At 62.4% G+C, this 11,605-nt stretch carries 8 protein-coding genes; 5 read left to right on the forward strand and 3 right to left on the reverse strand.

Features of this window, described 5'->3' with window-relative positions; translation table 11 throughout:
• Positions 1-400 precede the first annotated feature (400 nt).
• A complete protein-coding gene (locus tag H0921_RS15555; protein WP_194539444.1) occupies positions 401-1,090 on the reverse strand; it encodes a hypothetical protein in 690 nt (229 codons plus the stop codon).
• The gene (locus H0921_RS18245; protein WP_315851914.1) at positions 1,017-1,781 is read right to left on the reverse strand and encodes a DUF2752 domain-containing protein; all 765 of its coding nucleotides are present in this window, start codon (positions 1,779-1,781) and stop codon (positions 1,017-1,019) included. The genes H0921_RS15555 and H0921_RS18245 overlap by 74 nt, the downstream gene beginning before the upstream one ends.
• 339 nt (positions 1,782-2,120) lie before the next feature.
• Here H0921_RS18245 and tilS point away from each other — a divergent pair, with 339 nt between their 5' ends.
• The 3 genes from tilS (at position 2,121) to H0921_RS15575 (ending at position 5,991) form a co-directional block, all read left to right on the forward strand.
• Entirely contained in the window at positions 2,121-3,101 is a 981-nt protein-coding gene (gene tilS, locus H0921_RS15565; RefSeq protein ID WP_194539445.1) for a tRNA lysidine(34) synthetase TilS, read from the forward strand.
• A 123-nt stretch (positions 3,102-3,224) separates the two neighbouring features.
• A complete protein-coding gene (gene purH, locus H0921_RS15570) occupies positions 3,225-4,907 on the forward strand; it encodes a bifunctional phosphoribosylaminoimidazolecarboxamide formyltransferase/IMP cyclohydrolase (RefSeq protein WP_194539446.1) in 1,683 nt (560 codons plus the stop codon).
• A gap of 82 nt (positions 4,908-4,989) precedes the next feature.
• Positions 4,990-5,991: an aspartate carbamoyltransferase catalytic subunit gene (locus tag H0921_RS15575; protein WP_390622569.1), complete on the forward strand. Its 1,002-nt coding sequence runs from the start codon at positions 4,990-4,992 to the stop codon at positions 5,989-5,991.
• Positions 5,992-6,064: 73 nt separating this feature from the next.
• On the opposite strand, the gene H0921_RS15580 is transcribed toward H0921_RS15575, so the two are convergent.
• Positions 6,065-7,747, reverse strand: a complete 1,683-nt coding sequence (locus tag H0921_RS15580) for an FkbM family methyltransferase (RefSeq protein ID WP_194539448.1) — start codon at positions 7,745-7,747, stop codon at positions 6,065-6,067.
• 630 nt (positions 7,748-8,377) lie between these two features.
• Here H0921_RS15580 and H0921_RS15585 point away from each other — a divergent pair.
• Both H0921_RS15585 and H0921_RS15590 read left to right on the forward strand, forming a co-directional pair.
• Positions 8,378-9,088 (forward strand): BON domain-containing protein, encoded by a 711-nt coding sequence (locus H0921_RS15585; protein WP_194539449.1) that lies wholly within the window; start codon positions 8,378-8,380, stop codon positions 9,086-9,088.
• Positions 9,089-9,436: 348 nt separating this feature from the next.
• Positions 9,437-11,503: an ATP-dependent DNA helicase gene (locus tag H0921_RS15590; RefSeq protein ID WP_315851915.1), complete on the forward strand. Its 2,067-nt coding sequence runs from the start codon at positions 9,437-9,439 to the stop codon at positions 11,501-11,503.
• Positions 11,504-11,605 lie beyond the last annotated feature (102 nt).

The raw sequence follows: 11,605 nt of genomic DNA on the forward strand, positions 1-11,605 counted from the left end.
CTGTCCTTGGACATTAGGCCGCCACCGGCAATTGCAGCGGGGATCGCCAGCGCAGTTATTTTCATGGAGAGGTCCTGGGTAACAGTCCCCTTCGGTCACGTAAGGTGCACAATCTGGATGCCCCGAACTACATGGAGGCCGTCTCGTTGGGTCGCAAAGGAGCGCACTCTCCTCCGGTGACATGTCGGGGGGACAGGGACAGACGCAGTTTTCAATCGGGTCCTCGGCGTAGGCGGGGCGGGTGGCCAGCGCCGCCATGAGCATGGGTGGAATTCGCGCTGCCGCCGCTGCCCGGTTGCGCGCCAGTGGAGAATCGAGGTAAGAACTGACAGATGGGTGTCCTTCCAGAAGCCTTTTTCGGTGTGGGAGCGGGATGATTTCAGCCATCGAATTTGGGCGATTACCAGCGGCTTTCGGCGATCCCGCTGTCCGCCCGGTAGTCGAGATGGTATTGGGCGATTTCCACCGCGAGGCGTTCGAGAAAGGCCTTGCGGAAGGCACCCACGGGAATGGAGGTGGCATCGCGGAAGCCGGTGCGGGGGAAGGCGAAGGGGTGGACGTAATGTTCCGGCGCCCCGCCGCTGTGCACATCGTAGAGGAAGACATGGACCTCCGCTCGGCCTTCATACAACTGATTCTGGCTTCCGGGTTGGAACAAGCTCATTTTCATCAGATGGATGTCCAGCACGTAGTCAGCTCCCAGGGCTTTGCCCCAGGCCAGGGGACTCATACCGTTTTTCCAGTTGGGATTTTTACGTTTGAATTCGTTGACCTTTGCAGGAGGGACGACTTCCAAGTTCTTTTTGTTTTCCTTGGCCATTTCGGGCATCTTTTTGGCCAATTCCGAAGCGAGGACATCTTCCGCACCGGCGAACTCGTAGCCCAGTCCGACCCCTGGATTGACGAAGATGGCGACAACGACTTTGTCCCGCTTAGGTCCCTCCTTGGGGAACAAGGGGTAGCGGGCGGCCACGGGAACATCCCGGTGGGTGAGGAAGGCGATTGTGGCCAGCGGATTACAGCCGAGAGCGATGATTCCCAGCCAAGTGGTCCACACGCAGCGGCGGAGCCAGCGATATGTCCGGTTCATCCGTGATCCCCCTGTGAAGTCCATTTCCCCCAGATTTTCCGATGGATTCCGCGAACGGCGAGGCGAGGGCGTAAGTAGGCCTGGACAGCGTTGGAGCCTCGGGCCGGAGGAGTGCTGTCGCCTGTTGGTCTTCGGCTTGGTCGGTGGGATCGCTCTTGGTCATCAGGAGCAGGCCAAACCAGCGGCCCAGCATCAGAATGAGCAGCAGAGTGACGGCCAGAGTCAGAAGGTAGTCGCCATAACCGGGACGGATGCCAAGGAGTCGGCCGCGCAGGGCGCTCAGGAGCGACCAAGGGAGAGCGACCACGGCGGCGGCCGCCAGCAGGGTGCCGACCCAATTGGCTTGTAGAGAAGCCCGTAGATCCCCGCGGATGAATAGGGCAAAACTGGTGGTCATGCCACAGGATGGGCAGGGTTTGCCGGTCATCATCACGAAGTTGCAAGGGGGAAGACCCAATTGGCGGTGGGTAGCGAGGCGGCGGGGGGTGCCATCGGGATTGTACGGATTGAGCCAGGCGGCCACGGCAAAGACAGCGATCAGGATGAGGGCAATCAGCAGCAAGGCGGCGCGCACAGTCCACGTGGTCCGCGCCGGCAAATGCGCCGGTCGGCTTCGGAGCGGGAGGGCGCGGCTGGGTCCTGGCCGTTGGGCCGGCGGACTCGCTGGCGGATCGACTACGATCGCGATCACCACATCGTCTTCCTGGGCGGGTTTTACCCCTGGGCGAGGCATTTCCGCGGACACATACCCTCCGGGCCTGAGCCATGCAAGAGGAAAAGTGCCCCGCCGGCGTCCTCCTGCTTTCTTGGAGTTTTGCGGCGGCTGCACTCCCCAAGCCATTGTAATCGCTACCCTTCCTTTGCCAAACAGAGGCTGGAACAATAATGAGGAAGCGAATGCCCGGCAGCGACAGGCAGAATGAGACGAAGCGAAAAGATGGGCACCGGCAGAAGCGAGGTCCAGAGGGGACCAGGAGAAACCAGAGCGGACAGCGACACGGTGACGGGTGAGCAACCAGGCGGCCAAAGCATGACAGCAGAACAACTGCTGGAAGAAGTGGTGGGGCGGTTCCTGGCCAGCTACAGCGGTCCGGGAGTGGTGGGAGTCTCCGGCGGGGCCGATAGCGTGGCCTTGTTGCGCGCGCTAGTGGCGGCGGGCCGGTCCGTAACGGCGGCCCATGTCCATCACGGCTTGCGCGGGGCTGAGGCCGACGCGGATGAAGAGTTTGTGCGAGGATTATGCCAGCGGTTGGGAGTGAGATACGAAGGCCGGCGGGTGGAGGTATCGGCCTGGGGTCGGAATGTGGAGGCGGCAGGGCGGCGGGCGCGGTATGCCTTTTTTGCCGAAGTAGCTCAGCGAACCGGGGCACAATGGGTTGCTGTAGCCCACACAGCGGACGATCAAGCGGAAACCATCCTGCACCGCCTGATTCGGGGAACAGGCCTCAGCGGGTTGCGCGGGATGGCCGCGGAGCGAGCGCTGGCCCTGCCGGGCGGAGGGACCGTACCCCTGGTGCGGCCTTTGTTGACCGTTCGCCGCCAACAGGTGCGGGAGTATTTGCGGCACTTGGGGCAGGAGTACCGGGAAGATTCCAGCAATCGGAATCTGGCTTACACGCGCAACCGCATCCGGCATGAGGTCATGCCGCTCTTGGAATCGTTCAATCCCCGTGTGGTGGAAGCCTTGTGCCGGTTGGGGGAACAGGCGGCGGAAGCGGACGAGGTGCTAGCCCGTTTGAGTCAGGACTTGCTCACCCACGCGGAACGGCCGCGGGCTGGGGACAAGGTGGTGCTGGATGCCGAGGTCTTGCAGAGTGCGCCGCCGCTCATTCAGCGCGGGGCGTTGCGGAGTCTGTGGCAGCGGGAAGGCTGGCCATTGGAGGATATGGACTATACCGCCTGGCATAAAGTGACGGAACTGTGCAATCGTAGCGAGGGAGCCTGGGATTTTCCCGCGGGGGTACATCTCCGCCGCCACGGACGGGTGGTTCTCCTGTGGCGGGAGAGCTAAATCAAATCTTATGGCGAGATAGCTAGATCAAACCCTAGCAGCGGCGAGCCTGCCCTGTTCGGAGGATGCGGGCCTTTCCGTGTCTATTGCGTGCTTATTCCGTGCCTCAGAGGTGGTCAGCGTATGTTCCGCGCGATACGCCGGGCTTTGCTCAGTGTGACGGACAAAACAGGATTGGTGGAACTGGCGAGGGAATTGCAGCAGAACTACGGCGTGGAGTTATGGGGAAGCGGCGGCACACGGCGGCATCTGGAAGGGGCGGGCATTGCCATCCGCGACCTCGCATCTCTCACCGGATTCCCGGAAATCCTCGATGGCCGAGTCAAGACGCTCCACCCGGCCATCTACGCCGGTTTGCTCGCCCGGAGAGACAAACCGGAGCATCTGGCCGAACTGACTCGCCAGCAACTGCCGACCATCGATTTGGTGGTGTGCAATCTTTATCCCTTCGAGAGCGTCAGCAACCGAGCGGGAGTCACTGAAGAGGAAGTCATCGAGAATATCGACATTGGCGGTCCGTGCCTGATCCGAGCGGCAGCCAAGAACTTCGACGGAGTGGCCGTGCTGGTCGAACCGGGCCAATATCAGCAGTTTCTCAAGGTGCTGGCGGAACATGGCGGGCAGACACCACGGGACTACCGGCGGCAACTGGCAGCCCAGGCGTTTGCCCGTATTCGGGAGTATGACGCTGCTATCGCAGCCTGGTTTGGCGCGGGGGAATCGGCCAGCCAGCGATCCGAGGAGGTGAAACAGCAGGAAGCCGGACGACTCACCGTAGAGCCAACTCCCAGCGAAGAAGGGCATTTTCCGGAAACCTTCACCTGGCAAGGCCGGCTGGTCCAGCGCCTGCGTTACGGCGAGAATCCCCACCAACGAGCAGCCTTATACCGCGGGATGAATGGGAGCGGTGCGACGGTCGCCGAAGCGGAACAACTGCACGGCAAAGAGTTGAGCTACAACAACTGGCTGGACGTGGATGCGGCCTGGGGGGCGGTGCAAGAGTTCGCCGAGCCGGCATGCGTGATTGTCAAGCACAACAATCCCTGTGGGGCAGCCGTGGCGGCGAGGCTGGAGCTGGCTTTCCGGCGGGCCTGGGCTGGGGATGCCTTGTCAGCCTTCGGCGGGATCATCGCTTGCAATCGCACGGTGGATGTCGCCACAGCTTCCGCCATCACCGAACCATCGGCCCGGCGCTTCGTGGAATGCCTCATCGCCCCGGACTACGATGCTGACGCCCTGGAGATGCTCCGCCGCTGGAAAGAGCACATCCGTCTGCTCCGTCTGCGAGCCAGCCGGCCACGAGCGGAGCGTGCGTCCGGTTCAATAGCGGCGCAAGCTCTGGCGCTGCGCAGCATCGACGGCGGCCTGCTCGTGCAAACCGTAGATGACATTCAGGAAGAAAGCGATTCCTGGCGGGTGGTGACCCGACGCCCTCCGACAGAAGCGGAGCGTGCCGCCTTGGCTTTCGCCTGGCGCGTGTGCAAGCACGTCAAGTCCAATGCCATCGTGCTGGCACGGGACGGAGAAGGCGGCGGATGGGAAGTGGTCGGCGTCGGTGCGGGGCAGATGAGCCGAGTCGATGCGGTGCACATAGCGGTGCGCAAGGCGGGGGAGCGGGCGGCGGGAGCTGTGCTGGCCTCGGATGCCTTTTTCCCCTTTGCCGACAACGTGGAAGCCGCCGCTGCGGCGGGAGTGACAGCCATTGTGCAACCGGGCGGTTCACTGCGCGATGCTGACAGTATCGCCGCGGCAGACCGTCACGGCCTGGCTATGCTCCTGACGGGCGTCCGCCACTTCCGCCACTGAAAATCCTATACCGATATTCAGAAGTCACGCCGCTGTTGGCTTCCGACTGTCCCCCTAGTTCAAGGTCGAGTCCTCCGGTATGATGACGCCTCTCTCCGATGCTCCCGCTGCCCCTGCCGCTAGCCCCGATGAGCGGGAACCGTTGCATCATCTCTTAGGCTTGGAAGGGCTAAGTGCCGCGACACTGCTCCGCCTGCTCGACCGCGCTGAGGAGTATGTCGGCGTCGGGGTCGGCGAAGTCCCCAAGCGGACGGAATTGCAAGGGCGCGTCGTGGTCAATCTGTTTTACGAACCTTCGACCCGCACGCGGATGAGTTTCGCTTTAGCAGCCCGTCGCTTGGGTGCGGATGTGCTGGACTTTTCGCCCGCCGGTTCCAGCACAGTCAAAGGGGAAAGCTTCATCGATACGGCCAAGAACATCGAGGCGATGGGGGTGGATGTGATGGTGGTCCGGCACGCTTCGCCCGGTGCGCCGCACATCCTGAGCCGCCATCTGCTGCCGCACGTCCATGTGATCAACGCCGGAGATGGTGCCCACGAACATCCCACGCAAGCGCTGCTGGACCTGTTCACCATCCGCAAGCGCTTGGGGCGGATCGCCGGCTTGACGGTCGGTCTGGTCGGGGACATTGCGCACAGCCGGGTGGCCCGGAGCAATATCCACGCGCTGAAGACCCTCGGCGCCCACGTCATCGTCTGCGGACCTACCACTCTCATTCCCCGCGAGGTGGCCCACTGGGGCGTGGAAATCACCCACAATCTCGATGCGATCCTACCGCGCTGCGATGTCCTGAATCTGCTCCGCATTCAATTCGAGCGGCAACGGGGCGGATTATTCCCTTCGATCCGTGAATACCGCCTGCTCTTCGGAATGGATGGGCAACGGATGCGCCGCGCCCGGCCGGATGTGCTCCTGCTCGCTCCGGGTCCGATCAATCGCGGCGTAGAGATCACACCGGAAGTCGCCGATGGCCCGAATTCCGCCATCCTCGATCAGGTGAAATATGGCCTGGCCGTGCGCATGGCCGTATTGGCGGAAGTCTGCGGTTCTCCGCGCGCATCCCGCCCCTTCCCGCCTGGCTAATCGGCAAGGTTGCGAACCGGTTTCCGGGGGTCCGCCGAGTATTCCGCTGTGATCTGTTGCACGTACGAGGCGGTCACGAGGCTGACCGACCTCGTGACACGTGCCGGAGGCGTTCCCACACCCACCGGCCAGCTTGGTCCAGCCGGCTGAGCACGGAGCGGACTAGCCCACGCAGAGCTTGAGCGGGAGACGGCTGGCTCAAGCGGGCGATGATCTGCTCCCGCTGAGCACACTCCGCAGACAGACGATGGATCAACTCTAGCCGTTCCTGGCAAGCCGCTTGCAGTAGAGCATTCTGTTGCTGCAAGGTCTGGGGATCGTCGCAGAGGTATCGTTCCAAACGCTGGGCAGGGACCAAGCGCTGATGGATTTCCTGGGGAATGAAGAGGCAATCCGTGTACGCCAGCAGCCCTTGGGGTGTGGAGTGGGTGTTGTACAATCCGGCCAAGCGATAGCCGTGCTCGCGCAAAAAAAGCCAGAGGTCGCAGGGATCGTCCTGCTGCTGGTACATGGGCAGGAACGTGGCTTCGACGAAAAGCCAGGGACGGTCCTGTTGCAAAATCTGCTCCGCACCGCGCAGGATGCGGAGATCGTGGCCTTGAGCATCGACTTTGAGCAGAGCCACAGGGCGGCAATCCCGGCGGCGGAATTGGTCCAGCTTGTCCACCGCGACACGAATGGTTTCCAACACAGCACCATCCGCCGGAGGCAGCAGGCTGTTGTTGACCGGCCGTTCGGTGAGATAGTAACTGGCCCAACCTGTCTGATCGCTCAGCGCCAGGTTATGCACTTGGACCCGCGGTTCCTCGGCGAAGCGGCGCTCAAGATAGCGGAATGTGGGGGGGGTGGGTTCAAAGGCCGCGACAAAAAGATGCGGGAAATGGCGCAGCAGCAGAGCGGTGAAGTCTCCCTGATAAGCCCCGACGTCGTAGCAAATCCAGCCGCTGCGGTGTTGCAGCCAGGGGGCACAAAGGGCCAGCCAGCGGGGCGTTTCCTCGCCGTGCGCTGCGGACTGAGCCTTTAGCTCCAGCTTTTGCCGCACGGCCCATGCGACCGCTTCCTCTCGGAAAAAGACCAGGTTCCCCCACGCATCGGCCGGCAGCCCCTCCAGAGAGGACCACTGCACCCGCACAGAGGCTCCCTGATGAATAATAGCAGCGTAATGATGGTAACCCCGCTGTTGCAACAGCCGCACTATCTCCTCGACTGGTGAGGGACATCGCCCGCCATACAGCCCCTCGCACCAGAACTCCACAGTGATCACCGCCGCCTGGAGCGTTTCCGCACCGCGCAGCACAGCCAGATCGTGCCCCTCGGTGTCGATCTTGAGCAAGCCGACTTCGCGAGGCAATTCGCCGCGAGCGACCAAGGCATCGAGGGTGACAGCCGACACTGTTACGGAGGGACCTGGGCGGAACTCTTCGGTATGGCCGAGCTGCTCCAGACTGTGATGATAGTCATGCAGTCGTCCGTCCGGGTGCAAAGCCAGGTGGAGCACCTTTGGACCGCAGGAATCGCTGACAGCCTCGCCCCGTACTTGCAGGCGGGGATGAGTGCCGAAACGCCGCTGGATTTCTGCCCGGTTCTCTTCCACTGGCTCGAAGGCGAACACTTGCCAGCCGGCTTCGAGGAAGGGAGCTAGCGTTACTCCGTGATGGGCGCCAACGTCGATCATGACCGGCGGCTGGACCACCTGGCGCAACCCGGCAAACAAGGCCAACTCTTGCGCTTGCAACTGCGCGACCTGTTCTGCCATCCTCGTCTTTCCTCCACCCGACCGCCGCGATCCGATTGGGAACCGGGCGAATGGACCGAGTAATACGCCCTTTTAGCTGCCTGGCCCGAGGAATGCAATCGCAATCGCCCTGGCCCCATGCCTACCTGCCAGGGAGCCGGCAGGAACCTGAGAATTGTCATCGCGGCACCGCCGCTCCTCCCGCTGGCAGGACACACAGCCGGATGAAAACTCCACACCACGGATGGCTAGAACTCCTCCGAATAGTCAGATCGGTCGATGGGCAAGCACACCGCTCCCGAAACCTGTTCCAAATCGACTTGAGACTTTCTCATCATTCCCCCCTCCGTCCATGCTCCCGGAAGCAGCATGGGATGGGAATGCAGGAGGATGCCAGCCGGCGCGGTCGTGCAACGTGTAGCACTTACAAGGGCGAGGATGCAGCCAAATGTACCGGGAATCGCGGTTGCCGCTCCATGCCAGACGGGGGATGTGGCGATGGATGAATTGAACGATAGACGAAGCAGAGCTGGTTTTGCCCTCCCTGTGCCTGTATCGGCGGAACGATGCGAACTCTACGTCGCAAAATCCGCTCCGGCAGGATCAGCTCGGCCCTATGGCTTATTCCTTCGCCAAACAAGGAGGTTGGTCGTGAAAGCACCCGCCCTATGGTCCCTGGCGGCGACGGTGGCGCTGAGTGGTTCGCTGCTGGCTCAGACATCCGCCCCCCGTGCCTCCGGAACGAATAAGACGGTTTCCGCTCCATCATCCCCTGCGACGGCTGGTACCCCGGCGTCGGCTCCGCAGAATCCTAATCAGGCACTGGCCGATGCCGTCGCCCGGCGCTTGCAGCAGCATCCGGCGATCCGGCAAGCGAACATCGCCGTGATTGCCCAGGATGGCACCGTGACCCTGAGCGGCACGGTGAGCGATCCGCAAACCAAAGCCCAACTCTTGGCAGAGGTGCGTCAGGTGGCAGGGGTCCATGTGGTCCGCGATGGTTTGCAGGTGGCGGCTGACATCAAGCCGGCACAAAACACTCAGCCCCCTGCTGCACCCCCAGCGCCTGCTCCGCTGGTGGAACCCGCTCCGCTGGGCATGCCAGGGCATCTTAGCCCTGAACTGCACGCCCCCCCGCTGCCCCCCTTCGCTTGGCCCACTTATGCGCCGTATCCTAACTTCAGCCGGGTCGCTTACCCCACGGCGTACCCCTACAACGCCTTCCCCTTCATCGGTCCGTTCTATCCCTTCCCCAAAGTGCCTCTCGGCTGGCGGAAGGTCACTCTGGAGTGGGAAGACGGCCACTGGTACTACGGACGCAACTCGACACCCCATGACTACTGGCGTGTCCGCTTCTGGTGATCCATACCGCTCCTGATCTCCGGTGATCTGATCCCTGGCGATCCCGATCTCTGGTGATCGAATTCCTGGTGGAGCCAAACGGCTGGGACGTGTTTTCCTCCCCTCGACCTGTAGCAGGTGAGGCAATCTCAGCTCAGCCGTTTCCTCCGCCAGACCTCCGTCCTCCTCCCTGGGCAGCCCCGCTGGCTCGACGCCACGGGGTTGCTTTATGCGCCGCGCATGAGCCGAAGCGAATGTCCAGATCATCACGTGCGGAGAGGGTTCGAAACCGCTTCTCCCCAGTGACAGAGCCGAAAACTGCTTCCCCGGTGACAGACCCGAAACAACCGAACTTGCCGGACAACTCCGGTGTCTGAAACAATAGAAAGCACTATGGACATCGAGACCCTGCTAGCTCCGAATGGTTTGCTCGCCCGGCAAGTGAAGGGCTTTGAGGTTCGCCCGCAGCAACTTGCGATGGCCCAGGCGGTGGATGCCGCGATCCGGAAGGGCCGCAAACTTCTCGTGGAAGCCGGAACCGGCGTTGGCAAATCGCTGGCCTACCTTCTGCCCACACTGCTAGCCTGGCAACGGCAGCCGGAGAAAATCCGTATCGTCATCTCGACCCATACTATCAGCTTGCAGGAACAACTTGTCTATCGGGATATTCCCCTGGTGCGGGACATCTGGCCTGGCTCCCGTAAGTTTCAAGCGGTGCTGGTCAAGGGGCGGAATAACTATTTGAGCCGCCGGCGCCTGAATCTGGCCCTCCAGCAAGGCCGCTGGCTCCTGGAACAGGAGGAACAGGCCGACCAACTCCAGCGACTGGCTCGCTGGGCCCGCCGCCGTGAGGATGGCAGCCGGAGCGATCTGCCGTTCGTGCCCCACGAGAGCGTCTGGGACCTTGTACAAAGCGACATGACGAACTGCCGCGCCAACGACTGCCCCCATTATCGGGAGTGCTTCTTCTTCCGAGCACGCCGCGCCGCAGCTCAGGCGGATCTCCTCGTCGTCAACCATGCTCTCTTTTTCACCGACCTGGTCCGGCGGGATAGTGATCGCAGCATCCTCCCTCCGTATCAAGTGGTCATCTTCGATGAAGCCCACATGGTGGAAGAAGTCGCGGCGGAGCACTTCGGCCTGTCCCTGAGCAATGTGGGGTTGGAACATCAACTGCGGCAACTGCTCCATCCGCGGGGGCACAAGGGACTGCTGGTGCTGTGGGGCGACGATTCGAGCCGCCAGCAGATGACCTTCGTTCGGCAAGCTGCGGAACGGTTTTTTGACCAGGTGCAACGCTGGACGTTTCAGCAGGTTCAAAGCCAGAATCGCGGTCGTGAGCGAGAAAATGAGGCGAACCCGGAGACCCTAACCCTGCGAGTGCGAACTGCGCCGCCTTGGGAGGATTCTCTCTGCGAAGAGGTCCGCAAGCTGGCGAGCCATCTCGAGCGCCTGGCGAATCTCCGCGAGGATAAGGATGAAATCCACGAGTTGACCAGCCGGGCCGACCGCCTCAAACTGTTCGCCCACGGCTTAGAGCAATGGCTGCGGCAGGAGTTACCCGGCCAGGTGTACTGGGTGGAAATCCGGCCAGGGGGGCACAGCCGAGTGACGTTGGCCACCGCGCTGCTCGACGTGGGGGCGGCCCTGCGCGAGCGGTTGTATCCGCAGGTTTCCAGCGTCATTTTCACCAGTGCCACGCTGTCCGTGGGTCGCGGTGCTTCCGGCCTGCGTCTCATGCAACGCCGCCTCGGACTCGGCGGAGACACCGAGGTGGACCTCGTGCAACTGGGCAGCCCCTTCGATTACCCGGAGCAATGCGAACTACACCTTTACGACGATTTACCTGATCCCGCGGAAGATCCCCAGGAGTATGAGCAAGCGGTCATCCGCCGCCTGCCGGAGTTGATCACCGCCACCGCCGGCCGTGCCTTCGTCCTCTTCACCAGTCACGCCTTCCTCAAACGGGCCGCCGACTCCCTGCGATCCTCTTTGCGGAGTGAAGGCTATACCCTGCTGGTCCAAGGAGATTTGCCGCCGAAACAGTTGGTGCAACAGTTCCGCACCACCCCCCGCTGTGTTCTCTTCGGCGTCGATACCTTCTGGCAAGGGATCGACATTCCCGGTGAAGCCCTCAGCCACGTCATCATCACCCGCTTGCCCTTTGTCGTACCGGACCGCCCGTTGATCGAAGCCCGCCTGGAGTCGATCCAAGCGTCGGGGGGCAACCCGTTTCTGGACTACCAGCTCCCGCAGGCGATTCTCAAGCTCAAGCAGGGTTTCGGTCGGCTCATCCGCACCCGGCAAGATCGTGGTCGGGTGGCCATCCTGGACCCGCGCATCCTGACCAAGCGCTACGGGCGGCAGTTCCTCGACGCTTTGCCACCAGCCCGCCGCTTCCGCAACGGCCAGCCCTGGGAAAGCCACGAGGATTGATCCGCCTCCGCCACCGACCCCGTTCCGTCAACCCTTGGCCCACGGAGACCTCACGAGATCCGGGGAAACGCTCGCCGGCAAGGGGAATGTCTCCCCAAAGTC

Source organism: Thermogemmata fonticola, from assembly GCF_013694095.1.
Lineage (GTDB): Bacteria > Planctomycetota > Planctomycetia > Gemmatales > Gemmataceae > Thermogemmata > Thermogemmata fonticola.